Genomic DNA, 24,837 nt, shown 5'->3' on the forward strand with positions numbered 1-24,837 from the left:
GGTACGCGACGCCCCCCAGCTTCGTTACCGGAAGGCGCAGTCTTTCAGGGGCGCGGGGAACTGCGCGACCAGCCACAACGAACCCACGGTTTCGAAACCGCCTTACCCAGCGGAGCGCTCACACGTCGAGTTCGTCCAGGGCAGCGGTCAGTTCCGGCGAGACGACGTCGCGGACCCAGGACTGGCGCTCGTCGACCTGGGCTCGGGGGACGATCTCGATGAGCATGATCAGGTAGAGGTAGCTGCGGTAGAGGGCGAGACGTCGACGGGCAGCGAGGGTGAACTCGGCGTGGCCGCCCGCCTCTTGATAGCCCGCCAGGAACGCCTCGTCCTGCTTGATGTCGCCGAGCAGCGCCAGAGAGACGAAGTCCGCCAGCGGATCGCCCCAGAACATGCGCTCGCCGTCGATCAGTCCACCGATCACGGGTGACGCGCTGCCCTCCGGGCGCTCGACCAGAATGTTCCCCTGCCACAGATCGAAGTGCACGAGGCACGGCTCCGAGACCTCGTCGAGCGCGTCGTACGCGGCCTTGGCCGCCCGGGCGATCTCGTCCACCGGCCGGGGCAGCCACGCACGATAGCGGCGGGCGTCATCCAGAACGGCGTCGTACATCGCGGCGAAGGCCGTACGCCAGTCACCGGCCAACGGCCCGAGGGCACCGGACGGGTACCCGAAGCCGGGCCCGGTCACCCGATGCAGCCGGGCCACCTGCCGCCCCAACTCCCCACGCAGGCTGGCCTGTTCGCCGTCCGTGAGGGAGGAGTCCCACGGTTCCCCCGGGCATGCCGTCATCAGCAGATAGCGCCCGGTGGACGCGGACTCGTCCAGGCAGACGCCCACCACACGCGGTGCGGACACGTCGACTGTGGCGGCGGCGCGGTAGAACTCCGCCTCGGAGGCGAGCAGTTCACGCTCGTGACTCATACCGGGGGCGGCAGACGGGGGCGGGACCTTCAGTACGTAACGACTGCCGTCGTCGAGCAGCAGCTCCTCGACGGCGTTGTACGTCCCCCCGTCCAACGACCGGCAGCGGGCAAGCCGTTCCCCCGACACCCCGACCGCCTCAAGGATCCGCTGAGCCCGCTCCTTCGACATCCTGCCCCTTCCCCGTTCATGGTCCGGCCTCTGGTTCGGGTACAGCGTACGGGTCCCCGAAATCCATTAGCGCACCTCGATACGACTATGTAGCGTAGGCCAAAACCTAGGGCTCCTAGGTTTTGCCACCGGCCCGACCGGCTGACAGCCCCGACTCCCCACAAGGACCCGCACGATGAGACCACTCACTGAGCAGGACATCCGCAACTCATTTATCAACTGCTCCAAGGGCGAGGCCAAACGCCTGGCGATACCGCGCGACCTGGCCGAACGCCCGTGGCACGACCTGGACTTCCTCGGCTGGCGAGATCCGGGAGCGCCCGACCGCAGCTATCTCGTCACCGAGCGCGAGGACCGGCTCGTCGGCGTGACCCTGCGCTTTCCGTCCTCGCAGCGCGGCTTCCTGCATCGCAGCATGTGCTCCCTGTGTATGACGACCCACCCGGGCAGCGGGGTCTGTCTGATGACGGCGCGCAAAGCGGGCGCGGCAGGCCGCGAGGGCAACTCCGTCGGCGTCTATATGTGCGCCGACCTGGCCTGCTCGTTGTACGTACGCGGCAAGAAGATCCCGGAGTCCGGACTCCGCATCGAGGAGAGCCTCACGGTGGAGGAGCAGATCGCCCGGACGACGGGCCATCTCTCCGCCTTCCTGGACAAGCTGTACGCCTGACCCCGGCCCGCCACCCGGGCCGCGACCCGGCCCGTGTCAGACTGACCGCTCGGCCGGCGTGTCCCCGCCGTCCCTCCGGGTGAGCCGCACCGTCCGGACACGTTCGGTGCGGCTGCGGAACGGGAAGTGGCCAAAGATGCGGGATGTACGTGAGGCATGGGCCGCCGCCGCGGCCCATGCCGCGAAGTGGCGCCAGGAGCCGGTGATCGTCCAGACGGTACGGTCGGCCGCGGCCGCGACGATCGCGTACGTGGTCGCGCTGCAGTTCAGCCCGGAGGTGGCACCGCTCACCGCTCCGCTGACCGCTCTCCTCGTCGTCCAGGTGACCCTCTACTCCACGCTCACCACGGGCGTACGCCGAGTGAACTCCGTGGTGGCCGGCGTGCTCCTCGCCATCGCTTTCAGCGCCATCGTCGGACTCACCTGGTGGAGCCTCGGTCTGCTGATCCTCGCCTCGCTGGCCGTCGGCCACCTAGTGCGGGTCAGCGAGTTCGTGCCCGAGGTGGCGATCAGCGCGATGCTGGTCCTCGGCGTCACCAGAGTCGGCGACACGGCCTGGGCGCGGGTCCTGGAGACCTTTATCGGAGCCGTGGTCGGGCTTGGCTTCAATCTGCTCTTCGCTCCCCCGGTGTGGGTGGGCGCGGCCGGAGAGTCCATCGAGGACCTGGCGCGCCGTATGCGGCAGTTGATGCTGCTGGTCGGCGAGGAGGCGGGCGGGCGCACCCCCGTGGCGTACGCGGCGGAACGCCTGTACGAGGCCCGCCGTCTCGACCACGACATCGTCGAGGTGGACGCGGCCCTCAAGCAGGCCGAGGACAGCCTGAAGCTCAATCCCCGGGTGCGCGAAGGGCTGCTGCACCGGGTCGTCCTGCGCACCGGCCTCGACACGCTGGAGATCTGCACGGTGGTCCTGCGGGTGCTCGCCCGTAGCCTCACCGATCTCGCCAGGATGCGTGCTCCCGACGAGCGGTTGTTCGAGCGGGAGACCGGCGCGGCGGCGGAGCAGCTGCTGGCCGAGGTCGGCGACGCCGTGGTCAGCTTCGCCGTCCTGGTCACCACCGACGTCAGCCGCAGCGCGGAGTCCGCGGAGGCCCGGCTCGCCACCGAACTCGCCTCGGCGACCGCCACCCGCGACAAGCTGGCCCAGCTGCTGCTCGACGAGGTTCAGCGGGACGCGCGCCAGTGGCAGCTGTACGGCGCGGTGCTCACCGAGGTCACCCGGATCCTCGACGAACTCGACATGGAGCACCGCTCCGATCGGCTGCTGGAGGAACTGGACCGCTGCACACGTGAGCAGCGCGAACGCATGCCCAGCCTGACCCGCATACGCCGCCGTCTGCGCGACCTCCGGCGGAAGCGTCGTACCGCCTCGGACCGAGCTGCGTGAGCGGCATTGCATCCTGCGCAACCCCTGCTGCCGCATTTGCCCCGCACCGCCGCCGGCAGCCAAGGTGGCTGTCACGGCCGAGGCGATCGAGACCAGGGGTGCAGGCATGAGCAAGGGTGCGGAACCGGTGCGAGGCGCGCTCAGCAGGCGCCGTTTCGTCGAGGTCGGGGCGCTCGCGGCAGCCGCGGCGACCGCCCCGGCCGGCTGCGGCACCCAGCCGGACACCCCGGACCGCCCCGAGGGCGCCACTTCGACCCCCACGACCCCCGCGCCCGCCGCGTCCCCCTCCGCGAAGCCCCGCCCCACCGGCCCCCGCCCCCTGTTCCTCGGCACGTACACCTCGGCCGAGGGCGGCGGCACCGGCATCGGACTCGCGACGTACGACATCACGACGGGCCGTATCACCGGCACGGGAACCCTCACCGGCATCGGCGACCCGTCTTATCTCGCGGCGCACCCGGACGGCCGTACGCTCTACGCGGTCAACGAGCGTGAGGACGGCGGCGTGACGGCGGTCCGGCTGTCAACGAGCGGGCGGCACAAGGTGCTTGGCACGCGCGTCACGGGAGGCGCCGCCCCCTGTCATCTGTCCGTGCACCCCGGCGGGCGCTGGCTGCTGAGCGCCAACTACGGGTCCGGCAGCGTGGCGGTGCACCCCATCGAGGCCTCGGGCGCGCTCGGCGAGCGTACGGATCTGGTGACGCACTCCAGCCCGCCGCCCGGCCCCGGCCAAGAGGGGCCGCACGCGCACCAGTTCATCACCAGTCCGGACGGCGGCCATGTGCTGGCGGTCGATCTGGGCACGGACACGGTCTACACATACCGCCTGGACGAATCCGCGGGCACACTCCGCCCCGTCTCCCAGGCACGCACACGCCCGGGCGCGGGCCCGCGCCATCTCACCTTCCACCCCGGGGGCCGCTTCGCCTATCTGGCGAACGAGGTCGACAACACGGTCACGGTGTGCGCCTACGACCCGGCGACGGGACGGCTGACGCCAGGGGATCCGCAGTCCACGGGCACGGGCGAGGGCACGAGTTACCCGGCGCAGTTGCTCGTCACACCGAAGGGCTCGTACGCGTATCTCGCCAACCGCGGGCACAACAGCCTGACCCGGTACGCCGTCGAGGCGGACGGAGCCCGGCTGCGGCTGCTGGACACCGTGCCGGTGCGCGGCGACTTCCCGCGTCACATCGCCTTCTCGCCGGGCGGGAATCTGCTGTTCGCCGCGAACCAGAAGTCGAGCACGGTCAGCGTCTTCCACGTCGACGGGAAGTCCGGCGAACTACGGCTCACGGGCGAGCCGTTCGCGTCACCCGTCGCCGTCTGTGCGCTGCCGCTCTAGGGTCTGTCTCTCGGATCACTCCGGGGACGCGGGCCCCGGCACGCCCTCCCCCACTGCCTTAAGGGCTTGGGGGGACCCCCAGCCGCGTTGTCGTCAATCGCCGACTCCCCCACGCTCGAATCGAGCTCGCGCGGGGGGACCCCCATCGCGTCGACTCAATCCTCCGCCTTGCAGCTGCACGCACCAGACCCCGCTCACCCACGCTTGGTCAGGCACCGTCTTCCGGAGTCGGACTGATCCGAGAGACAGACCCAAGCGCGCGGGGGCAGTTTCCGGCGCTGGCCTGGGCGAGGAGAATGTGCATGCGTTCCGTCAGCTGTCCGAGGTCGTCGGCGGGCCGGTGGAAGGGCAGTCGTACGTCGCCGTGGCCGCGTGAGCGCTCGATGCGCAGGGTCAGCGCGTGCCGGTCGACGGCGAGCGGCTGGACGCGTACCGCGCCGTGCAGGCTGTCCGGCTCGACGAGGCGGGTGAGCCGCTCGACGGCGTCCGGGTGGCAGTCGGCGAGGTGGGTCAGCAGCCGGGCCTCGGCGGTGGCCAGCGGGTCGGGTTCGGCGCGGGCGTACTCGTCGCGGTCGACCACGACCGCCCCGCCGCCGTCGCGCAGCACGATGCGGGTCGGGCTGAACGTCAGGTGTCCCTCCTCGGGCGCGAACCAGCCGGCCATCCAGAGCCGGGCGCGGATGCGGTTGCGTACGGGGACGGGCGCCACATCGGCGAACTCGAGGACGGCGGACGGCTCGCCGCGTGGCGCGCAGATCGCGGCAGCGGTGAGCATGCTGTCGTCCGGCAGGTGCAGCAGCACGCGGCCGTCCTCGGCGACGGTGTGGACGCCGATGAACTCCTCGCGGCCGCCCTCGGCGGTCACCGCGCAGGACCAGGCCGTGGCGAGCACGGAGCGGGCACGCTGAGCCGTTGCCGGCACGGCGGTCCACGTGTGACGGTCACCCATCCCAAACCTCCCTTAGGTAAGCCTTGCCTAAGCTACCCAAGATCTAAGCTCACGCCAACCACGTCAGGCCCTTTTCACAGGTAATACAGGAGACGGCCGATCGCCCTCAGAGCTGTGCTGTCCAGTGCACGGGTCGGCTGACTGACCCCGGCAGCCTCGTGTCCGCGCTGCCCCGGGCCGAGTTGAGCTGGGGCTGGGTCAGGAAGAAGGCGCCGGTCAGGTCCGCGTCCGTGAGGTCAGCATCGCGGAGATCCGCGCCGATGAGGTCCGCGCCCCGTAGATCGGCGCCGGTCAGGTCGGCGGCGATGAGGTAGGCGCCGCGCAGGTTGGCGCCCCTGAGATCGGCTCCCTTGAGGCGGGCGCCCATGAGGTCGGCACCGCGGCGGTCCTTCTTGCGACCACGGGTCCCCGCCCGCACCAGCTCGCTCGTCCGCAGCAGGAATTCGTTGACCTGCTGCCGGTGCGCACCCACGTCCAACTCGCCCAGTCCCTCCGGGGTTTGGCGCGTGAGCCGCTCGGTCTCGCGGAGCAGTCGGCTCAGGTCGGCGTGCACCGGGCGGGCGGCGGGCAGGGTCAGCGCCTCCGTCAGGTACCAGAGCAGTTCATGCAGTTGCCGTACGACCGGAAAGACGTCGAACATCCGCCGGGCGCGCTCCGGCGTCCCCGTCCGCCAGTCCTCCCCGCCGAAGGTGACCTGCGAGACCTGCTGCCCGGCGCCGAAGCAGTCGTAGACGGTGCAGCCGGTGAAGCCGCGCTGCCGCAGCTCGGTGTGGATACCGCAGCGGGAGTCGGTGCGCAGGTGGGAGCAGGGCTTCCCCGCCTCCTTGTCGACCGCGAAGTCCGCCGAGGCCGAGAAGGGCAGCGCGACACAGCACAGGCCGAAGCAGCGGGTGCAGTCCGCGCGCAGATCGTGGAGGTCAAGGGGGTGGTCCGGCATGCCGGTCAGCCTACGTCGGGCTCGGCCGGACCCATCCGACTCCCCTCCACCGAACGAATCCTCACCGATGAATTTCCGGTCCTGTGGGGGTCTCCACATACAGAGGAAAACAAGCTCCGCTACTACAGAGATACGAGCCCATAGGTACGAGCCACACGAACCCGAGGAGAGAGCGTCATGTGCACCCACCAGCCCCCGTGCCCGAGCGCCGAGAGTCCCGACCACCACGCCGCCGTGATCGTGTCCGCACATCCCGAGCAGGGCTGGTACCGGCTGTGCAACGGCACCATCGTCTTCGACGACACCGGCGAGCTCCTCCCGGACGGCCGCATCGTCAACCCGCACCGCGACCTCGGCCCGCTGACCGTGGCCGCCTGATCGTGGCCGTCTGACCTACCGGCCGAACAGCTCGAAGGCCACGGCCGGCTTCCCGCCGAAGCGTTCGCCCATCGTCTGCGCGTAGCCGGTCAGGAAGCCACGGACGTACGTCTCAGGGTCCTCGTCCGTCAACACCTCGATGTACGTGCGGTGCTCGAGCAGAGACCGCACCGCCCGCTCCAGCCCCGGCGTCGCGTCCACCGCGTGCGTGGGGCTCGCCGAACCAGCGACGGCGACCCAGCGGACCCCGTTCCAGGGCTCGAGGCCCTGGTCGGCCAGTTCGGGGAAGATCCACCGGTTCCCCGCGTCGGCGGCGGCGTCGAGCGTGGCCCGCCCCACAGCGACATGGTCCGGGGTGTTCCAGCCGACCCCGCCCCAGGTGTCCCGGTGGTTGAGGGTGATGACCAGTTCGGGCCGGTACTTGCGGATCGCGGCCGCGATGTCCCGCCGCAGCGCGATCCCGTACTCGACGACCCCGTCCTTGTGGTCGAGGAACTCCACCTCACTCACCCCGACGACAGCCGCACTGGCCCGCTGCTCCCGCTCCCGCAGGGGCCCGCACTCGGCCGGCTCCAGCGTGTCGATGCCCGCCTCACCACGGGTCGCCAGCACATACGCGACCTCCCGGCCCGCGTCCGTCCACGCGGCGATCGCGGCCGAGCAGCCGTACTCGAGATCGTCCGGATGGGCCACCACGGCGAGAGCACGCTGCCAGTCGTCGGGCATGGGCTTGAGCTGGTCGTCCGTCGGCTCCGTCATGGTGCGCAGATTAGTGCGGCCCGGTCGTGTGCGCAGAGCGATATCCGGGCAGAGCGGTAACCGTTCAGACCGCGTCCCGCGACAGGGCGATCAGCCGGTCCAGTCCGCGCGAGCCGTCGGCCCGTACCCCGTCGTACTCGAACTCGTTCGTCACCCAGGCACGCAGCCCCCGGATGCTGCGCGCCGTCCGCAGCGAGTGCACATGCTCCTCAGCGCGGGGGCAGGCTGGAGCGGCGTACGACGAGTTCCGGCTGGAGTACGACTCTTCGGTGCTCGTGCGGGACCGGTGCCGTCTCGGACTCGGTCTCCTCCAGGAGGAGTTCCGCGGCGAGGGCGCCCATGGTCACGGCGGGCTGGCGTACGGAGGTGAGGGGGACGGCGGCGGCGGCCGCGAACTCGATGTCGTCGTAGCCGACGATCGCGAGGTCGTCGGGGACCGAGACCCCGGCCGCGAACATGGCCTGCAGGACGCCGAGCGCGAGCAGGTCGTTGGCGCAGAAGACGGCGGTCGGGCGCTCGGCAAGGCCGAGGAGCCGGGCGCCGGCGTCGCGGCCCGCCGCCACGTCGAGCCGCTCGGTGGGCAGTTCACGCAGGCGGTCGGCGCCGAGCCCCGCCTCGGCCAGCGCGTTCAGCGCGCCCGTGCGGCGGTCGCGGACCTGGTTGAGGCCGGGCGGCCCGCTCACATACGCGATGGAGCGGTGCCCGGCGTCGATCAGATGCCGTACGGCGAGCGCGCCGCCCGCCACGTCGTCGACCGAGACCGAGCACTCGGTGGTGCCCTCGGCGACCCGGTCGACGAGCACGAACGGAATGCCGTGGCGGCGGAACGCCGCGATGTTCCGCCCGGTCGCGTCGGCGGGCGTGAACAGCACGCCCCGTACCCGCTGTTCGGCGAACAGTGACAGATACTCGGCCTCCTCGCCCGGGCTCTGCGCGCTGTTGCAGACCATCACGCCGAGCCCGGCCTCGCGGGCGGCGCGCTCGGCGCCGCGCGCCACGTCCACGAAGAAGGGGTTGCCCATGTCCAGGACGAGCAGGCCCATGATCCGGCTGCGTCCGGCCCGCAGCTGCCGCGCCGACTCGCTGCGGACATAGCCGAGCCGGTCTATGGCGGACTGCACGCGGGCTCGCGTCTCGGAGGCGACCGTGTCCGGCCGGTTGATCACGTTCGAGACGGTCCCCACGGAGACTCCTGCGACGCGGGCGACGTCCTTGATACCCACCGACTGAGCCATCAGGCAGGAACCTCCAGGGTGACGAGGGGCGGCGGGCAGGCCCTCACATTACCGGCGCGCCCACCGCCACGAGCAGCGCTCACGCGGGCAGCCGGAAGTCGACGACATGGAGTGCCGAGGGTGTCGTACCGCTGGACTTCTCCTGGTACATGACCGACAGGACCCCGTCCTGCGCGATGCGCATCTCGTCGATCACGACCTCGCCGAAGGCGTTGAGCCCGGCGCCGTCGAACAGGATCCTCCAGTCGGTGTGTCCGGAGGCCACCGAGGCACCGGCGATCCGGCCGAACGGGAAGATCGCGTACGCGTTGTTGTACTTGTCGAGGACGAGCTTCGTGCGCTGGCTGGAGTTCAGCGGCACCGGTATCTCGGTCTTCTGCCAGGCGCCGGAGGAGCTCTTGCGGACGAGGAAGGCCCGGCCGTTGGCCGTCCGGTTCGCGACGTAGTTCGTGGTGCACTGGCCGAAACGGCCCGGTACGTAGCTGATGATGGCGTGCGGGCGGCCGGCCGAGTCGGTGAACTGGCTTTCCTGGTTCATCAGCGAGTGGTCGGGGTTGAGCGGGTCCACGACCAGTCCGGCGTCGTTGACGGAGACCCGGTCGGAGCTTCCGGTGGTGCCGACCACGGTGCCCGCGTTGTTGCGCCAGGTGCGTCCGCGGTCGTCCGAGTAGACGTAGCCGGTGTCGTGGTTGGTGATGCCGCCGCTGTTGCACATCACGGCGTTGTTCTGCTCGCGCCACGTGAACATGGCGTGCAGGCGCCCGTTGCGGTCGTAGTCGATGCCATGCAGGTACATGTTGCGGGCCGTGCTCGAGCCGTGCTCGCTGGAGTAGGTGCCGGTGGAGCTGGTCCACTCACCGAGGTTGGTCCACCGGGTGCCGTCGTACTCGGCGAGCGCGTTGCGGCCGTTGCCGGAGACCGCCACGCGGTAGCTGAGCTGGAGCCTGCCCTCGGGGGTGGAGATGAACTGCGGGTAGGTGAACTGCGAGGTGAGCGCCAGTCCGTCGAGGGTGGACTGCGGTGCGCCGAAGCGGCTCGCGGTCCAGCTCAGCCCGGCGGGGTTGTCGAGGAGCCCGGCCACCGACTTGACGTAGGTGAAGCCGTCGCTGTGCGAGTCCATGTTGAGGTGCAGCCGGCCGTCGACCTTCGAGACGCCCATGGAGATCACGTTGTGGGAGTCGTTGTACCGCAGGGTGTGGCCGACCTTGACGGTGGACCAGGTGCTCGCGCCGAGGGCGCGGCGGCCGACGACGGCGTTACGGTCGGCGGTGTACCAGGTGGCGTACTGGTAGCCCTTGTACGTGAACAGGCCGTTCTTCTGGAACGAGTTGTTGTTGACCAGGCCGTCGTACGACACGAAGAAGATGGCCTGCGCGTCGAGGCGGCTGCTGCCGATGCGGGTGACCGAGGGGCCGGGGTCGGCGGCCCGTGCGGCGCCGGCGCCGAGGGCCGGGCCGGCCACGGCACTGAGGATGGTGCCGGCCAGCAGCGTACGTCTTCTCATCTCGGGGGACTCCTTTGTCGGGCGAGATCGAGCACTTCTGTGGGGCGGGTTGTGTCAGGCGAGGTGGAACACCTCGGTGAGCGGTTTCATGGCCTCGTCGGGCCGGGCGCCGTCCAACGACTCGAAGAACGGCGCCATCTCCGCCTGCCAGCGGGCGTTGACCTCGGCGGCCTCCATGCCTGCCACGGCGGCCTCGAAGTCCTCGGTCTCCAGATAGCCGACGAGCAGGCCGTCCTCGCGCAGGAAGAGCGAGTAGTTGTGCCAGCCGGTGGCCGAGAGAGCTTCGAGCATCTCCGGCCACACGGCGGCGTGCCGCTCGCGGTACTCGGCGATCCGGTCCTCGCGGACCTTCAGCAGAAAGCACACGCGCTGCATCAAGGACCCTCCGGGGCCTAGAAGTTGAAGTCGTCGATGTTCTTCGCGTCGAACACGGTCGGCTTGCCGAGGTTGATCACGCCGTCCTTGCCGATGGTGTACTCGCCCATGTCACCGGCGGTGAACTTCTCGCCCTCCTTGCCGGTGATCTGGCCCGAGGCCAGCGCCACGGACGTACGCGCGGCCAGCTCGCCGAGCTCCGCCGGGTTCCACAGCTCGAACGCCTCGACGGTGCCGTTCTTGACGTACTTGCGCATGTCGTTCGGGGTGCCGAGGCCGGTCAGCTTGACCTTGCCCTTGTACTTGGAGCCGGACAGGTACTGGGCGGCCGCCTTGATGCCGACGGTGGTCGGGGAGATGATCCCCTTCAGGTTCGGGTACTCCTGGAGCAGGCCCTGGGTCTGCTGGAAGGACTTCTGGGCGTCGTCGTCACCGTAGGCGACCTTGACGAGCTTCATGTCCTTGTACTTGGGATCCTTGAGCTCGTCCTCCATGAAGTCGATCCAGACGTTCTGGTTCGTCGCCGTCTGCGCGGCGGACAGGACCGCGATCTCGCCCTTGTAGCCGATCTGTTCGGCGAGCAGCTGCACCTCGGTACGGCCCAGGTCCTCGGCGCTGGCCTGAGAGACGAAGGCGTTGCGGCAGTCGGGCTTGGTGTCGGAGTCGTAGGTGACGACCTTGATGTCGTTGCTCATGGCCTGCTTGAGCGCGGTGCACAGGGCGCCCGGGTCCTGCGCGGACACGGCCATCGCGTCGACCTGCTGCTGGGTGAGCGTGTTGACGTAGGAGACCTGGCCGGCGGTGTCGGTGGCGCTGGACGGGCCGACCTCCTTGTAGCTGGAGCCCAGCTCCTTGAGGGCCGCCTCGCCGCCCTTGTCGGCGGTGGTGAAGTACGGGTTGTTGACCTGCTTGGGCAGGAAGCCGACGGTCAGGCCCTTCTTGAGTTCGGCGTTCGGGTCGGCCTTGCCGGCGCTGGCGGCGGCGCCGCCCTCATTGCTGACGTCCTCCTTGGTAGTGCCACCGCAGGCGGTGGCGGCGAGGGCGAGCGAGGTGACGGCGGCGAGCGCGACGGCGCTGCGGCGGATCGATGACTTGCGCATGACGGTGGTCCTTTTACGAGGGTGAGCGGAGAAAGGGTTACGAGGTCGGGGTGGGGGCCTTGGAAACAGGCGCCGAGGCGGCTCTTCGGCCCGCCCTCGCAGTGGAGATCTGCCGTGCGACCCGGGGGCCGAGCACGGAGACGACGAGCAGTACGCCGGTGACGACGATCTGCGACTGGGCGGAGACGTCCTGGATGCTCATCACGTTCTGCAGCGCGCCGAGCAGGAAGACTCCCGCGATCGCGCCGCCGAGCGTGCCCTTGCCTCCGTCGAAGTCGATGCCGCCGAGCAACACGGCGGCCACGACGGAGAGTTCGAGGCCCGTGGCGTTGTCGTAGCGGGCGCTGGCGTAGTGCAGCGCCCAGAAGATGCCGGTGAGCGAGGCCATCAGGCCGGTCAGGGTGAACAGGATCAGCTTCTGCCGCCTCACACGGAGGCCTGCGAACCGTGCGGCCTCCTCGTTCGCGCCGATCGCGAAGAGCGAGCGCCCGAACGGGGTGGCGTGCAGCGCGACCACGGCGATCGCGAGCAGCACGAGGAAGGGGAAGAAGGCGTACGGGATGAAGGTGTCCCCGATGCGTCCGGACGCGAAGTCCAGGTACTGGGTGGGGAAGTCGGTCACCGCGTCCGAGCCGAGCACGATCTGTGCGATGCCCCGGTAGGCGGCGAGGGTGCCGATGGTGACGGCGAGGGAGGGCAGCCCGAGACGGGTCACCAGCAGGCCGTTGATCAGCCCGCAGACCACTCCGAGCAGCAGGCAGATCGGGATGATCGTCTCGATGGTCATGCCCTGGTTCCACAGCGCGCCCATCACGGCACCGGACAGTCCGGCCGTGGAGGCGACCGAGAGGTCGATCTCGCCGGACACCACGAGCAGTGTCATCGGCAGGGCGATCAGCGCGATCGGCAGGGTGTTGCCGATCAGGAACGACAGGTTGAGGGCGTTGCCGAAGCCGTCGACGGTGGTGAAGGACAGCAGCAGGACGACGATGAGGAGGGCGCCGACGACCGTGTCCCAGCGGACGGCGCGCGCGAGGGGCGAGTCAGCCATGGCGGGCGTTCCTCTTCTTCAGGGCGGACGCCACGCGCAGGGCAACGATGCGGTCGACCGCGATGGCGAGGATGAGCAGGATGCCGTTGATGGCGAGCACCCACACGGAGCTGACGCCGAGGGCGGGCAGCACGCTGTTGATGGAGGTCAGCAGCAGGGCGCCGAGTGCGGCGCCGTAGACGCTGCCGGAGCCGCCGGTGAAGACGACGCCACCGACCACCACCGCGCTGACGACGGTGAGTTCGTAGCCGTTGCCGGTGCCGGAGTCGACGTTGCCGAACCGGGCCAGGTACAGCGCGCCGGCGAGACCCGTGAGGGCTCCGCAGAAGGTGTACGCGACCAGGATCCGCTTGCGTACCTGGATGCCGGCGAGCCGGGCGGCCTCGGGGTTGGAGCCGAGCGCGTACAGCTCGCGTCCGCTGCCGAAGTGCTTGAGGTAGTAGGCGGTGGCGATCAGTACGGCCAGCGCGATCAGGGCGAGATAGGGCACCGCCCAGATGCCGCCGGAGCCGAAGTCCGCGAATCCGTCGGGGAGGTCGGCCGCCGTGATCTGCCGTGAGCCGACCCAGATCGAGTCGACTCCGCGGATGATGTAGAGCGTGCCGAGGGTGACGACGAGGGCGGGCACCTGGCCGAGGCTGACGAGCAGTCCGTTCAGCAGCCCGATGCCGACACCGAGCAGGACGGCCAGGGCGATGGCCACGACGGAGTTGCCGCCGCCCTGGAGGTACGTACCGGCGGCGAAGGCGCTGATGCCGAGGGTCGAGCCGACCGACAGGTCGACGTTCCGGGTGATCACGACCAGCGACTGGCCGGTGGCGACCAGCATCAGGATGGTCGCGTTCAGCAGCAGGTCCTTGATGCCCTGCTCGGACAGGAACTCGCTGTTGCCCGCCTGGGTAACGGCGATCATCACCAGGAAGACGACCAGGATGGCGAGTTCGCGCATCTTGAAGACACGGTCGACAAGTCGCGTACCGCTCGACTTCGCCACCTCGGCGGCGGGCGCGGGATTGGGAGCGGTCACCGTCATGCGGCGGCCCTCCCCGTGGCTGCGGCCATCACGGTTTCCTCGGTGGCTTCGGTGCGGGGGATCTCGGCGGTGATCCGGCCCTCGTGCATCACGAGCACGCGGTCGGCCATGCCGAGAATTTCGGGCAGGTCGGAGGAGATCATCAGGACGGCGACCCCGTCGGCGGCCAACTCGCTGAGCAGCCGGTGCACTTCGGCCTTCGTGCCGACGTCGATGCCCCGCGTCGGCTCATCGACGATCAGCACCTTCGGGCCGGTGGCGAGCCACTTGGCGAGGACGACCTTCTGCTGGTTGCCGCCGGACAGTGTGTTCACGGTGTCGGCGATGCGGGCGTACTTGACCTGGAGCTTGACCGCCCAGTCGAGGGACCGGCTGCGCTCGGCGCCGCGGTCCATGAGGCCCGCCTTCACGGTCGTACGCAGGCCGGTGAGGCCGATGTTGCGCTCGATCGACATGTCCATCACCAGGCCCTGGGCCCGCCGGTCCTCGGGGACGAGGGCGAGCCCGGCGGCCATGGCGGTGGAGGGCGCCCCGTTGGTCAGCGCCTTGCCGTCGATCTCGACCTCGCCGGCGTCCCAGCGGTCGACGCCGAAGACGGCTCGCGCCACCTCCGTACGACCGGCTCCGACGAGCCCGGCGAGTCCGACGATCTCGCCGCGGCGGACGTCGAAGGAGATGTCGGTGAAGACGCCCTCGCGGGTCAGCCGGCGCACGCTCAGCGCCACCTCGCCCGCCCGCACTTCCTGCTTGGGGTACAGCTCTTCGAGATCGCGGCCGACCATGCGGCGTACGAGATCGTCCTCGGTCATGCCGTCCAGCAGCTCGCTCGAGATCAGGGCGCCGTCGCGCAGGGTCGTGACCCGTCGGCAGATCTGGAAGATCTCCTCCAGTCGGTGCGAGATGAACAGCACCGCGGCGCCCTGCTCGCGCAGGGTGCGGACGACTCCGAAGAGACGGGCCACTTCGCTGCCGGTGAGGGCGGCGGTCGGCTCGTCCATGATCAGGACGCGGGCGTCGAAGGAGAGCGCCTTGGCGATCTCGACGATCTGCTGGTCGGCGATGGACAGTCCGCGCGCCGGGCGGTCGGGGTCGAGTTCGACACCGAGGCGCTGCATCAGGGCCAGCGTCGCGTTGTGCGTGGCCTTGTGGTCGATACGGCCGAGGGCGCGGCGGGGCTGGCGTCCCATGAAGATGTTCTCGGCGATCGACAGATCGGGGAAGAGCGTGGGCTCCTGGTAGATCACGGCGATGCCCGCGTCCCGGGCGTCGGCGGGGCCATGGAAGACGGTGGGCTCACCGTCCAGCAGCACCTGGCCGGCGTCCGGTCGGTGCACCCCGGCGAGCGCCTTGATGAGGGTCGACTTGCCCGCGCCGTTCTCTCCGGCGAGGGCGTGCACCTCGCCGGGGAACAACTCCAGGGACACGTCCCGCAGGGCGCGTACGGCGCCGAAGGACTTCGAGATGTCCTTCAGCGCCAGCACGGGGGCCGGACCCGTGTCGGACGGGTGGGTCATGAGGGGCTCCTCAGCGACGCGGGGCGGGGGCCTCACGACGTCGTGAAAGGTTTCAACTGGGTTGCCGGGACGTTAGGCAGGTCACCCAGGTCACGTCAATGGGTCCCGGACGAAAATTTCGATAGCCAGAGGTCACAACCGAGTCACGGAACGAAGTCCTTGCAGGAGGACTTGACAGCCCTTCGGACGGCTCATAGCTTCGCGTTCTGAATCGTTTCAGACCGATGCCCTTCAGAAGACGTCTTCCAGACCCGAAGTCACAGGAGTCCCGAAGTGACCGAGCTCGCCGCGGTGAAGGCCGCCCTCAAGACCCAGGCCGTAGAGACGCCGTCATGGGCGTACGGGAATTCGGGGACCCGCTTCAAGGTGTTCGCGCAGGCCGGAGTGCCGCGCGATCCTTTCGAAAAGCTGGACGACGCGGCGCAGGTGCACGCTTATACGGGCGTCGCCCCGACCGTGGCGCTGCACATCCCCTGGGACAAGGTCGACGACTACGCCGCGCTGGCCAAGTACGCCCAGGACCGCGGCGTGAAGCTCGGCACCATCAACTCCAACACCTTCCAGGACGACGACTACAAGCTCGGCAGCGTCTGCCACGCCGACCCGGCGGTGCGGCGCAAGGCCCTTGATCACCTGCTCGAGTGCGTCGACATCATGGACGCCACAGGGTCCAAGGACCTGAAGCTGTGGTTCGCGGACGGCACGAACTATCCCGGCCAGGACGACATTCGCGAGCGCCAGGACCGGCTCGCGGAGGCGCTGGCCGCCGTGTACGAGCGGCTCGGCGACGACCAGCGGATGCTCCTTGAGTACAAATTCTTCGAGCCCGCCTTCTACACGACGGATGTTCCGGACTGGGGCACCGCGTACGCGCACTGCCTCAAGCTCGGGCCGAAGGCGCAGGTCGTGGTGGACACCGGGCACCATGCGCCCGGCACCAACATCGAGTTCATCGTCGCGACGCTGCTGCGTGAGGGGAAGCTCGGGGGGTTCGACTTCAACTCGCGCTTCTATGCCGATGACGACCTGATGGTCGGGGCTGCGGATCCGTTCCAGTTGTTCCGGATCATGTACGAGGTGATTCGGGGGGGTGGGTTCACGCCTGACGTCGCGTTCATGCTCGATCAGTGTCACAACATCGAGGCGAAGATTCCGGCGATCATTCGGTCGGTGATGAATGTGCAGGAAGCCACCGCGAAGGCCCTCCGGGTTGATCGTGAGGCTTTGGGTGCCGCCCAGCGGGCCGGTGACGTTCTTGAGGCGAACGCTGTGCTCATGGATGCGTACAACACTGACGTGCGGCCGTTGCTGCGCGAGGTGCGCGAGGAGATGGGGCTGGACCCCGACCCTATGGGGGCGTACCGCCGGTCTGGGTGGGCTTCGAAGATTGCTGAGGAGCGGGTTGGTGGGGAGCAGGCGGGTTGGGGGGCCTGATCGCTGCGTCTCGTCTGCCGGGTAAGTCCGGTTGCAGGCTGCGGGCCGTACGTGGCTGGTCGCGCAGTTCCCCGCGCCCCTTAAGGGGCGCTCCAATCACCCTCCGCTAACAACATCACGTAAGGACTGATCAAACCCATGGCACCCCACCCCGAAGCCGATGCCCTCCTCTCCCGTTCTCACCGGCTCGGCGCCGACCCCCGTAACACCAACTACGCCGGCGGCAACGCGTCCGCCAAAGGCACTGACACCGATCCCGTGACCGGCGGCGACGTCGAACTGATGTGGGTCAAGGGATCTGGTGGCGATCTTGGCACCCTGAAGGAGTCAGGGCTGGCCGTTCTCCGCCTCGACCGGCTGCGGGCGCTCACCGACGTCTATCCGGGCGTTGAGCGCGAGGACGAGATGGTTGCCGCGTTCGACTACTGCCTGCATGGGAAAGGTGGTGCGGCTCCCTCCATCGACACGGCCATGCACGGGCTCGTGGACGCGGCCCATGTCGACCACCTCCACCCCGACTCCGGCATCGCGCTCGCGTGTGCCGCCGACGGGGAGAAGCTGACCGCCGAGTGCTTCGGTGACACGGTGGTGTGGGTGCCGTGGCGTCGGCCCGGGTTCCAGCTCGGCCTTGACATCGCGGCCGTCAAGGAGGCCAATCCTCAGGCCATCGGGTGCGTTCTCGGTGGGCACGGGATCACGGCGTGGGGCGCGACCTCGGAGGAGTGCGAGCGGAACTCGCTGCACATCATCCGTACCGCCGAGGCGTTCCTGGCCGAGCGCGGGAAGGATGAGCCGTTCGGGCCGGTGATCGAGGGATACGCGGCTCTCGGCTCCGTCGAGCGGAAGGAGCGGGCCGCTGCGCTGGCGCCGGTCATCCGTGGCATCGCCTCGCAGGACCGTCCGCAGGTCGGACACTTCACCGACTCCGAAGTGGTCCTGGACTTCCTCGCGAGTGCGGAGCACCCGCGCCTCGCGGCCCTAGGCACCTCCTGCCCCGACCACTTCCTCCGTACAAAGGTCAGGCCGCTCGTCCTCGACCTGCCGCCGACCGCTTCCGTCGACGAGTCGATCGCCCGCCTCAAGGAACTGCACGCCGAGTACCGCGAGGAGTACGCCGCCTACTACGAGCGCCACGCCCAGCCCGACTCCCCCGCGATGCGCGGCGCCGACCCGGCGATCGTGCTCGTGCCCGGTGTCGGCATGTTCAGCTTCGGCAAGGACAAGCAGACCGCGCGGGTGGCCGGCGAGTTCTATGTCAACGCGATCAACGTGATGCGCGGGGCCGAGGCGGTCTCCACGTACGCGCCGATCGAGGAGTCGGAGAAGTTCCGCATCGAGTACTGGGCCCTTGAGGAGGCCAAGCTCCAGCGGATGCCGAAGCCCAAGCCGCTCGCGACGCGGGTCGCGCTGGTGACGGGTGCGGGCAGCGGAATCGGCAAGGCGATCGCGCAGCGGCTCGCGGCCGAGGGCGCGTGTGTCGTGGTCGCGGACCTGAACGCGGAGGGTGCCGCCCAGGTCGCCGAGGAGCTGGGCGGCCCCGACAAGGCCGTTTCCGTCACCGTCGACGTGACCTCCGAGGAGCAGATCGCCCAGGCCTTCAAAGCGGCGGTGCTCGCCTTCGGCGGAGTCGACCTCGTGGTCAACAACGCCGGAATCTCCATCTCCAAGCCCCTCCTGGAGACGACGGCGAAGGACTGGGATCTCCAGCACGACATCATGGCCCGCGGTTCGTTCCTCGTCTCGCGCGAGGCGGCCCGGGTGATGACCCAGCAGGGCCTGGGCGGCGACATCGTCTACATCGCCTCGAAGAACGCCGTCTTCGCGGGTCCCAACAACATCGCGTATTCGGCGACCAAGGCCGATCAGGCGCATCAAGTCCGGCTGCTGGCCGCCGAGTTGGGCGAGCACGGGATCCGCGTCAACGGCGTCAACCCGGACGGTGTGGTGCGCGGCTCGGGCATCTTCGCGGGCGGCTGGGGCGCACAGCGCGCGGCCACCTACGGGATCGAGGAGGAGAAGCTCGGCGAGTTCTACGCCCAGCGGACCATCCTCAAGCGCGAGGTGCTCCCCGAGCATGTGGCGGGCGCCGTATTCGCCCTGACCGGTGGGGACTTGACCCACACCACGGGCCTGCACATTCCCGTCGACGCCGGCGTCGCCGCCGCCTTCCTGCGATGACGGCTCCGATGTCGGCTCCGGTGAAGTCGTACGCGGCGGTCGACCTCGGCGCGTCCAGCGGGCGCGTCATGGTCGGCCGCGTCGGGCCGGACTCGCTCGGCCTCACCGAGGCGCACCGCTTCCCGAACCGGCCGGTGCGCACCCCCGAGGGGCTGCGGTGGGACATCCTCTCGCTGTACGCCGGTGTTCTCGACGGGCTGCGTACGGCAGGGCAGGTCGACTCGATCGGCATCGACAGCTGGGCCGTGGACTACGGGCTGCTGGACGCGGACGGGGCGCTGCTCGGCAACCCGGTGCACTACCGCGACACGCGCACCGAAGGTGTCGCGGAGAAGGTGTGGGCGACGGTTCCGGCGGACGAGCTGTATGCGCGTACGGGCCTTCAGTACGCGCCCTTCAACACGTTGTACCAGTTGGCGGCGGCTCGCGAGTCGGCTCAACTGGCGTACGCCGAGCGGCTGTTGCTCATCCCGGACCTGCTGACGTACTGGCTCACGGGCGAGCCGGGCACGGAGCTCACCAACGCCTCGACGACCCAGCTGATCGACCCGCGCACCCGCGACTGGGCACACGATGTCGCCTCGCGCCTGGGCATTGACCTGGGGCTGTTCGCACCACTGCGGCGGCCCGGGGATCCGGCGGGCCTGCTGCGCCCCGAGGTCCTGGAAGAGACGGGGCTGACCGGTCCGGTTCCGGTGATCACGGTCGGTTCGCACGACACGGCGTCCGCGGTGGCCGCCGTCCCGGCCACCGGCGGAGAGCGCTTCGCGTACATCTGCACGGGCACCTGGTCGCTCGCAGGCCTGGAGCTGGACGCGCCGGTCCTGACTGAGGCGAGCCGGGCGGCCAACTTCACCAATGAGCTGGGGCTTGACGGCACTGTCCGTTATCTCCGGAACATCATGGGGCTGTGGCTGCTCCAGGAGTGTCTACGGGCCTGGGGAGAACCGGAGTTGACCGAGTTGCTGCACGCGGCGGCCGAGGTGCCGGCGTTGCGGTCCGTCGTGGATGCCGGGGACGCGGCATTCCTGGCCCCCGGCCGCATGCCCGCGCGTATCGCCGACGCGTGCCGGGACTCGGGCCAGCCCGTGCCCGAGTCCCCCGCCGAGGTCACCCGCTGCATCCTCGACTCACTCGCCCTGGCCCACCGGCGGGCGATCGCCGAAGCCCAGGCGCTCGCCGACCACCCGGTCGATGTCGTCCACATTGTCGGCGGCGGCACTCGCAACGCCCTGCTGTGCCAACTGACGGCTGACGCCTGCGGGCTCCCGGTCGTGGCGGGCCCGGCGGAGGCCGCCGCCCTGGGCAACGTCCTGGTCCAGGCGCGGGCCAACGGCCTGGTCGGCGACCGTACAGCGATGCGGCAACTCCTCGCCCGTACGCAGCCGTTGGAGCGGTACGAACCGCGGGGTGACACGGTGGCGTGGCGCTCGGCGGAGGCCCGGCTCACCGCCCGGTGAGCCAGAACCGCTGAACGGGGCCCGGTGGGCCCGGGCCCCCTCCCCGTCGGCGCGTCCGCGTCGTAACCTGCATCCATCCGATGATCGACCCCAAGGAGCCGCGATGCGTGTCGCCCTGTTCCTGACCTGTGTCAACGACACGCTGTATCCGGAAACCGGCCGTGCCGTGGTGAAACTGCTGACCAGGCTGGGCGTCGACGTCGACTTCCCGATGGGCCAGACCTGTTGTGGGCAGGCGCACTACAACACCGGCTATCGCCATGAGGCCGAGCCGCTGGCCCAGCATTTCTCCGATGTCTTCGGGGAGTACGAGGCGATCGTGACGCCCTCCGGCTCCTGCGGGGCCATGGTCCGGGAGCTGTATCCGCGCATGGGCGAGCGGGCCCGGGCGGAGGGCCGCGGAGACACCCTCGCGCGGACGCTCGCTCCGGTCGTGCCCAAGACGTACGAGCTCACGGAGTTCCTGGTGGACGTGCTGGGCGTGACCGACGTCGGCGCGTACTACCCGCACACAGTCACGTATCACCCGACCTGTCATGGTCTGCGCAGTCTGGGACTCGGCGACCGTCCGCGCCGGCTCCTCCAGGCGGTCAAGGGTCTCGAACTGAGGGAGCTGCCGGGCGCCGACGAGTGCTGCGGCTTCGGTGGCACATTCGCCGTGAAGAACTCCGATGTCTCGGCGGCGATGGGCGCCGACAAGGTCCGTAACGCCGAGTCGACGGGCGCGGACGCGCTGTGTGCCGCGGACAACTCCTGTCTGATGCACATCGGCGGCACGATGGCCCGCCTCAGAACGGAGATGCGGCCGGTGCACATCGCGGAGATCCTGGCGAGCACGGAAGAGGAGCCCCTGACATGACCCGTGGCATGAACGGGCGCACCGTAGAGGAGTCGAGCACATGAGCGGCACCTTCGTCGGCATGCCGGCCTTCCCCAAGGCCGCGCACGAAGCCGTTTACGACCAGACTCTGCGCGGCAACCTACGGCACGCCACGCACACGATCCGCGCCAAGCGCGCCAAGGCGGTCGCGGAGGTGTCCGACTGGGCGGCGCTGCGCGAGGCCGGCAAGCAGATCAAGGACCATACGCTCCGTCATCTCGACCGATATCTCGTGCAGTTGGAGGAGTCGGTCACGGCGGCCGGCGGCATCGTGCACTGGGCGGCCGACGCCGACGAGGCGAACCGCATCGTCGCGGATCTGGTGAAGATGACCGGCGAGAGCGAGGTCGTGAAGGTCAAGTCCATGGCCACGCAGGAGATCGGCCTCAACGAGGCGCTGGAGGCCGAGGGCATCCACGCGTACGAGACCGATCTGGCCGAGCTCATCGTGCAGTTGGGCAAGGACCGGCCCTCGCACATCCTCGTCCCGGCGATCCACCGCAACCGTGGCGAGATCCGCGAGATCTTCGCCCGCGAGATGAGCGAGTGGGGCCGCCCGGCCCCCGAGGGGCTCACGGACACCCCCGCCGAACTCGCCGAGGCCGCCCGTCTGCACCTCCGCGAGAAGTTCCTGCGCGCCAAGGTCGGCATCTCCGGCGCCAACTTCATGGTCGCCGAGACCGGCACCATGGTGGTCGTCGAGTCCGAGGGCAACGGCCGTATGTGCTTGACCCTCCCCGAGACGCTGATCTCGGTCGTCGGCATCGAGAAGATCGTGCCGACCTGGCAGGACCTGGAGGTCTTCCTCCAGACACTCCCCCGCTCTTCGACGGCCGAGCGCATGAACCCGTACACCTCGATGTGGACCGGCACCACGGACGACGACGGGCCGGGGACCTTCCACCTGGTTCTCATCGACAACGGCCGCACCGACACGCTGGCCGACGAGGTCGGCCGCCAGGCCCTGCGCTGCATCCGCTGCTCGGCGTGTCTCAACGTCTGCCCGGTGTACGAGCGGGCGGGCGGCCATGCGTACGGCTCGGTCTACCCGGGCCCGATCGGCGCCATCCTCAGCCCCCAACTGAGGGGCACCGCAAGCGAGATCGACGCCTCCCTGCCGTACGCCTCCTCGTTGTGCGGCGCCTGCTACGAGGTGTGCCCGGTGGCGATCGACATCCCCGAGGTGCTGGTGCATCTGCGGGAGCGGGTCGTCGAGGGAGGTGCGGTGACCCGGGACGGCAACAAGGTCGTACTCAAGCCCGCGAAGGGACACGCCGCCGAGCGGGCCGCGATGCGCGCGGCACGCTGGGCGTTCAGCCACCCGGGCGCCCTGCGCACCGGCCAGCGGCTGGCATCGCGGAGCCGCCGCTTCCATCCTCGTACGCTGCCGGGCCCCGGCAAGGCGTGGAGCGCGACCCGCGATCTGCCGACGGTGCCCGCGGAGCCGTTCCGCGACTGGTGGCAGCGTACGCACGGGGGAAAGGAGACCGGCAAGTGAGTACCAGGGATGTGATCCTCGGCCGGGTGCGGCGCGCGCTCGCGGACGTGGAACAGCACGACACTCCGTACGAGCAGGCCGTTGACCGGGGTTATCTGCACGAGCACGGAGACCGGAGTGTCGAGCAGACGGTGGATCTGCTCGCCGAGAACCTGGCGGACTACCGGGCGATCGTGCACCGCTGCGAGGCCGGCGAACTGGCGGCGCTGATCGCCGGGCTGCTCGCCGGGCGGGGCTCGAAGTCGGTGGCCGTGCCGGCGGGCCTGGATGAGGAGTGGCTGGCGGCGACCGATGTCACGCGCGTTCCCGACCGTTCCGACAGCACACCGCACGAACTCGACCAGGTCGACAGCGTGATCACGGCGTGTGCGGTGGCGATCGCCGAGACCGGCACCATCGTGCTGGACGGCGGACTGGACCAGGGCCGCCGCCGCATCACACTCGTCCCGGATCACCACATCTGTGTCGTACGCGTACCGGACCAGGTCGTCTCCTCAGTCCCGCAGGCGCTCCCGCGTCTCGACCCGACACGCCCGCTGACCTGGATCTCCGGCCCTTCGGCGACCAGTGACATCGAGCTCGACCGGGTCGAAGGGGTGCACGGTCCGCGCACCCTCGAGGTGGTGCTGGTGAACGACCGTACTGTCGGCGGGAATTGAACGGATCGCGCCCGGGTTTCGTACTTCACGAAGACAACGGGGCGGTCGGCAGCCGTGGCTCATGGCCATGGCACAGCGGGCCGACCCGTTTGCCGTGCCAAGGAGGAACCCGACGGATGACCGCACACCGCCGCATCGCCGCCCTCGTCGGAGTGGCTCCGCTGCTGCTCACGGTGTGGGCCGCCTGCCCCGCCGCCGCGCAGGGGGCTCCAGAGGGCGCCACCCCCGCGAAGTCGTCGACGATCGTCACCACCACGCCCGCCGAGTCGCCGGTCAGCGTCACAAGCGGGCGCGGTGAGTCCGTGTCCTCCGAGGAATCCGTCGTCGACGACCGTGTGAGTACGGCCCTGCCCCTCGTGGCGGGCGGCGCGGCGGGCGTGCTCATCACAGGGGGTGCGGCCTTCACCTTGCGGCGGCGTCGCTGAGCTGCCGCTGAACAGTCGCTGGGACACGGAACTCGTTCGGCCGACCGTACGTTCTCGGAAAGATCACGCAACCGACGACGTACGCCGCCCGCCGGCTCTATCTTGGGCGGTAACTTCAGGCCAACTCGGAGATGCCTCATGCCTCATGACGTTCCGTTGATCAACAGCAGCGTGCCGCACTCCGCGCGCATCTGGAACTACTGGCTCGGGGGCAAGGACTGCTACGAGATCGACCGTGAGGTCGGTGACCAGATCCGCGAGGTGAACCCGGAGATCGTCCAGATCGCCCGGGCCCAGCGGGCGTTCCTCAAGCGGACCGTCACGTATCTGGCCGGTGAGGTCGGCATCCGCCAGTTCCTGGACGTCGGCACGGGACTGCCCACGTTCGACAACACCCATGAGGTCGCCCAGCGGATCAGCCCCGAGGCGCGGATCGTGTACGTGGACCACGACCCCATCGTGCTGGCCCATGCCACGGCGCTGCTGACCAGCACCCCCGAGGGCGCCACCGACTACATCGACGCCGACCTGCGCGACCCGGCGGCCATTCTGGAAGGCGCCGCCCGGACGCTGGACTTCGAGCAGCCGGTCGCGCTGATGCTGCTGGGCATCGCCGCCCACGTACCCGATGACAGCGCCTACGGCATCGTCGAGCGCCTGGTGGACGCCCTGCCGTCCGGCAGTCACCTCGTGTTCTGCGACAGCACCGAGGTGTTCCATCCGGAGGAGATGCGCGCCATGGTCGAGCAGTGGAACCAGGCGAGCGACAATCCGCGTACCAACCGCAGCCCCGACCAGCTGGCCCGTTTCTTCGACGGCCTCGAATTCCTCGATCCCGGCCTGGTCTCCGTCGCCCAGTGGCGCCCCGTGGACGTTCCGGGGGAACCGGAGGAAGTGGACAGCTTCGGCGGGGTGGCGCGCAAGCCGTAGCTTCACGCGGGCACAGGTCAGCCGGCCTGCCGCGTGTGGG

Annotated in this window: 23 protein-coding genes and 1 pseudogene; 12 read left to right on the forward strand and 12 right to left on the reverse strand. The window is 69.5% G+C overall.

Going from position 1 to position 24,837, the window contains the following annotated elements; all coding sequences use genetic code 11:
* Positions 1-118 precede the first annotated feature (118 nt).
* On the reverse strand, positions 119-1,096 hold the full coding sequence (locus ACYVO6_RS26150; RefSeq protein WP_461065161.1) for a phosphotransferase family protein: 978 nt from the start codon (positions 1,094-1,096) through the stop codon (positions 119-121).
* 175 nt (positions 1,097-1,271) lie between these two features.
* Between ACYVO6_RS26150 and ACYVO6_RS26155 the strand changes: the two genes are divergently transcribed.
* The 3 genes from ACYVO6_RS26155 (at position 1,272) to ACYVO6_RS26165 (ending at position 4,498) form a co-directional block, all read left to right on the forward strand.
* Positions 1,272-1,766 carry an FBP domain-containing protein gene (locus tag ACYVO6_RS26155; RefSeq protein WP_461065163.1) on the forward strand — a complete coding sequence of 165 codons (495 nt, stop codon included), beginning with the start codon at positions 1,272-1,274 and terminating at the stop codon, positions 1,764-1,766.
* Positions 1,767-1,902: 136 nt separating this feature from the next.
* A complete protein-coding gene (locus ACYVO6_RS26160; protein ID WP_461065165.1) occupies positions 1,903-3,153 on the forward strand; it encodes an FUSC family protein in 1,251 nt (416 codons plus the stop codon).
* Between the two features lie 106 nt (positions 3,154-3,259).
* Positions 3,260-4,498 (forward strand): lactonase family protein, encoded by a 1,239-nt coding sequence (locus ACYVO6_RS26165; RefSeq protein WP_461065167.1) that lies wholly within the window; start codon positions 3,260-3,262, stop codon positions 4,496-4,498.
* Positions 4,499-4,706: 208 nt separating this feature from the next.
* On the opposite strand, the gene ACYVO6_RS26170 is transcribed toward ACYVO6_RS26165, so the two are convergent.
* Positions 4,707-5,447 carry a DUF2470 domain-containing protein gene (locus ACYVO6_RS26170; RefSeq protein WP_461065169.1) on the reverse strand — a complete coding sequence of 247 codons (741 nt, stop codon included), beginning with the start codon at positions 5,445-5,447 and terminating at the stop codon, positions 4,707-4,709.
* Between the two features lie 106 nt (positions 5,448-5,553).
* A complete protein-coding gene (locus tag ACYVO6_RS26175) occupies positions 5,554-6,384 on the reverse strand; it encodes a pentapeptide repeat-containing protein (protein ID WP_461065171.1) in 831 nt (276 codons plus the stop codon).
* A 177-nt stretch (positions 6,385-6,561) separates the two neighbouring features.
* On the opposite strand from ACYVO6_RS26175, the gene ACYVO6_RS26180 reads away from it, so the two are divergent.
* Positions 6,562-6,762 (forward strand): DUF5999 family protein, encoded by a 201-nt coding sequence (locus tag ACYVO6_RS26180; RefSeq protein WP_461065173.1) that lies wholly within the window; start codon positions 6,562-6,564, stop codon positions 6,760-6,762.
* A gap of 15 nt (positions 6,763-6,777) precedes the next feature.
* Here ACYVO6_RS26180 and ACYVO6_RS26185 read toward each other — a convergent pair whose 3' ends face one another.
* From ACYVO6_RS26185 to ACYVO6_RS26225, 9 genes and pseudogenes are all read right to left on the reverse strand, one after another.
* Complete coding sequence (locus ACYVO6_RS26185; protein WP_461065175.1) at positions 6,778-7,521, reverse strand: PIG-L deacetylase family protein; 744 nt, start codon at positions 7,519-7,521, stop codon at positions 6,778-6,780.
* 64 nt (positions 7,522-7,585) lie between these two features.
* Positions 7,586-7,720, reverse strand: a pseudogene (locus tag ACYVO6_RS26190) (alpha/beta hydrolase); the annotation flags it as partial.
* A 10-nt stretch (positions 7,721-7,730) separates the two neighbouring features.
* Complete coding sequence (locus ACYVO6_RS26195; RefSeq protein ID WP_461065177.1) at positions 7,731-8,756, reverse strand: LacI family DNA-binding transcriptional regulator; 1,026 nt, start codon at positions 8,754-8,756, stop codon at positions 7,731-7,733.
* A 79-nt stretch (positions 8,757-8,835) separates the two neighbouring features.
* Positions 8,836-10,260, reverse strand: coding sequence for a BNR repeat-containing protein (locus ACYVO6_RS26200; protein ID WP_461065179.1), 1,425 nt, complete (start codon positions 10,258-10,260; stop codon positions 8,836-8,838).
* Positions 10,261-10,314: 54 nt separating this feature from the next.
* Positions 10,315-10,635, reverse strand: a complete 321-nt coding sequence (locus ACYVO6_RS26205; RefSeq protein ID WP_461065181.1) for an L-rhamnose mutarotase — start codon at positions 10,633-10,635, stop codon at positions 10,315-10,317.
* Between the two features lie 17 nt (positions 10,636-10,652).
* On the reverse strand, positions 10,653-11,735 hold the full coding sequence (gene rhaS, locus ACYVO6_RS26210) for a rhamnose ABC transporter substrate-binding protein (protein WP_461065183.1): 1,083 nt from the start codon (positions 11,733-11,735) through the stop codon (positions 10,653-10,655).
* Positions 11,736-11,772: 37 nt separating this feature from the next.
* Positions 11,773-12,786, reverse strand: coding sequence for an ABC transporter permease (locus tag ACYVO6_RS26215; RefSeq protein WP_461065185.1), 1,014 nt, complete (start codon positions 12,784-12,786; stop codon positions 11,773-11,775).
* On the reverse strand, positions 12,779-13,819 hold the full coding sequence (locus ACYVO6_RS26220) for an ABC transporter permease (RefSeq protein WP_461065187.1): 1,041 nt from the start codon (positions 13,817-13,819) through the stop codon (positions 12,779-12,781). Before ACYVO6_RS26220 ends, ACYVO6_RS26215 begins: the two co-directional genes overlap by 8 nt.
* Complete coding sequence (locus tag ACYVO6_RS26225; protein WP_461065189.1) at positions 13,816-15,333, reverse strand: sugar ABC transporter ATP-binding protein; 1,518 nt, start codon at positions 15,331-15,333, stop codon at positions 13,816-13,818. The genes ACYVO6_RS26220 and ACYVO6_RS26225 overlap by 4 nt, the downstream gene beginning before the upstream one ends.
* Before the next feature lie 273 nt (positions 15,334-15,606).
* Here ACYVO6_RS26225 and rhaI point away from each other — a divergent pair, with 273 nt between their 5' ends.
* The 8 genes from rhaI to ACYVO6_RS26265 all read left to right on the forward strand — a co-directional run bounded on the left by rhaI (position 15,607) and on the right by ACYVO6_RS26265 (position 24,797).
* Positions 15,607-16,767: an L-rhamnose isomerase gene (rhaI, locus tag ACYVO6_RS26230; protein ID WP_461065191.1), complete on the forward strand. Its 1,161-nt coding sequence runs from the start codon at positions 15,607-15,609 to the stop codon at positions 16,765-16,767.
* A 138-nt stretch (positions 16,768-16,905) separates the two neighbouring features.
* Complete coding sequence (locus ACYVO6_RS26235; RefSeq protein ID WP_461065193.1) at positions 16,906-18,945, forward strand: bifunctional aldolase/short-chain dehydrogenase; 2,040 nt, start codon at positions 16,906-16,908, stop codon at positions 18,943-18,945.
* Between the two features lie 8 nt (positions 18,946-18,953).
* Positions 18,954-20,405, forward strand: coding sequence for a rhamnulokinase (locus ACYVO6_RS26240; protein WP_461065483.1), 1,452 nt, complete (start codon positions 18,954-18,956; stop codon positions 20,403-20,405).
* 103 nt (positions 20,406-20,508) lie between these two features.
* Positions 20,509-21,264, forward strand: coding sequence for a (Fe-S)-binding protein (locus tag ACYVO6_RS26245; protein WP_461065196.1), 756 nt, complete (start codon positions 20,509-20,511; stop codon positions 21,262-21,264).
* Between the two features lie 40 nt (positions 21,265-21,304).
* Positions 21,305-22,783: a LutB/LldF family L-lactate oxidation iron-sulfur protein gene (locus ACYVO6_RS26250; protein ID WP_461065198.1), complete on the forward strand. Its 1,479-nt coding sequence runs from the start codon at positions 21,305-21,307 to the stop codon at positions 22,781-22,783.
* Complete coding sequence (locus ACYVO6_RS26255) at positions 22,780-23,442, forward strand: LutC/YkgG family protein (protein ID WP_461065200.1); 663 nt, start codon at positions 22,780-22,782, stop codon at positions 23,440-23,442. The genes ACYVO6_RS26250 and ACYVO6_RS26255 overlap by 4 nt, the downstream gene beginning before the upstream one ends.
* 116 nt (positions 23,443-23,558) lie before the next feature.
* Positions 23,559-23,867, forward strand: a complete 309-nt coding sequence (locus tag ACYVO6_RS26260) for a hypothetical protein (RefSeq protein WP_461065202.1) — start codon at positions 23,559-23,561, stop codon at positions 23,865-23,867.
* A 138-nt stretch (positions 23,868-24,005) separates the two neighbouring features.
* Entirely contained in the window at positions 24,006-24,797 is a 792-nt protein-coding gene (locus ACYVO6_RS26265; protein ID WP_461065204.1) for an SAM-dependent methyltransferase, read from the forward strand.
* The last annotated feature ends 40 nt before the right edge of the window (positions 24,798-24,837 follow it).

It is taken from the genome of Streptomyces pseudoechinosporeus (assembly GCF_054783935.1).

Bases quoted from the DNA above. Each gene is read 5' to 3' on its own strand.
- ACYVO6_RS26200 (WP_461065179.1), bottom strand. From the start codon at position 10,260: ATGAGAAGACGTACGCTGCTGGCCGGCACCATCCTCAGTGCCGTGGCC.
- ACYVO6_RS26170 (WP_461065169.1), bottom strand. From the start codon at position 5,447: ATGGGTGACCGTCACACGTGGACCGCCGTGCCGGCAACGGCTCAGCGT.
- ACYVO6_RS26195 (WP_461065177.1), bottom strand. From the start codon at position 8,756: ATGGCTCAGTCGGTGGGTATCAAGGACGTCGCCCGCGTCGCAGGAGTC.
- ACYVO6_RS26180 (WP_461065173.1), top strand. From the start codon at position 6,562: ATGTGCACCCACCAGCCCCCGTGCCCGAGCGCCGAGAGTCCCGACCAC.
- rhaS (WP_461065183.1), bottom strand. From the start codon at position 11,735: ATGCGCAAGTCATCGATCCGCCGCAGCGCCGTCGCGCTCGCCGCCGTC.
- ACYVO6_RS26185 (WP_461065175.1), bottom strand. From the start codon at position 7,521: ATGACGGAGCCGACGGACGACCAGCTCAAGCCCATGCCCGACGACTGG.
- ACYVO6_RS26160 (WP_461065165.1), top strand. From the start codon at position 1,903: ATGCGGGATGTACGTGAGGCATGGGCCGCCGCCGCGGCCCATGCCGCG.
- ACYVO6_RS26225 (WP_461065189.1), bottom strand. From the start codon at position 15,333: ATGACCCACCCGTCCGACACGGGTCCGGCCCCCGTGCTGGCGCTGAAG.
- ACYVO6_RS26235 (WP_461065193.1), top strand. From the start codon at position 16,906: ATGGCACCCCACCCCGAAGCCGATGCCCTCCTCTCCCGTTCTCACCGG.
- ACYVO6_RS26265 (WP_461065204.1), top strand. From the start codon at position 24,006: ATGCCTCATGACGTTCCGTTGATCAACAGCAGCGTGCCGCACTCCGCG.
- ACYVO6_RS26215 (WP_461065185.1), bottom strand. From the start codon at position 12,786: ATGGCTGACTCGCCCCTCGCGCGCGCCGTCCGCTGGGACACGGTCGTC.
- ACYVO6_RS26165 (WP_461065167.1), top strand. From the start codon at position 3,260: ATGAGCAAGGGTGCGGAACCGGTGCGAGGCGCGCTCAGCAGGCGCCGT.
- ACYVO6_RS26260 (WP_461065202.1), top strand. From the start codon at position 23,559: ATGACCGCACACCGCCGCATCGCCGCCCTCGTCGGAGTGGCTCCGCTG.
- ACYVO6_RS26245 (WP_461065196.1), top strand. From the start codon at position 20,509: ATGCGTGTCGCCCTGTTCCTGACCTGTGTCAACGACACGCTGTATCCG.
- ACYVO6_RS26175 (WP_461065171.1), bottom strand. From the start codon at position 6,384: ATGCCGGACCACCCCCTTGACCTCCACGATCTGCGCGCGGACTGCACC.
- ACYVO6_RS26150 (WP_461065161.1), bottom strand. From the start codon at position 1,096: ATGTCGAAGGAGCGGGCTCAGCGGATCCTTGAGGCGGTCGGGGTGTCG.
- ACYVO6_RS26155 (WP_461065163.1), top strand. From the start codon at position 1,272: ATGAGACCACTCACTGAGCAGGACATCCGCAACTCATTTATCAACTGC.
- ACYVO6_RS26220 (WP_461065187.1), bottom strand. From the start codon at position 13,819: ATGACGGTGACCGCTCCCAATCCCGCGCCCGCCGCCGAGGTGGCGAAG.
- ACYVO6_RS26240 (WP_461065483.1), top strand. From the start codon at position 18,954: ATGTCGGCTCCGGTGAAGTCGTACGCGGCGGTCGACCTCGGCGCGTCC.
- ACYVO6_RS26205 (WP_461065181.1), bottom strand. From the start codon at position 10,635: ATGCAGCGCGTGTGCTTTCTGCTGAAGGTCCGCGAGGACCGGATCGCC.
- ACYVO6_RS26250 (WP_461065198.1), top strand. From the start codon at position 21,305: ATGAGCGGCACCTTCGTCGGCATGCCGGCCTTCCCCAAGGCCGCGCAC.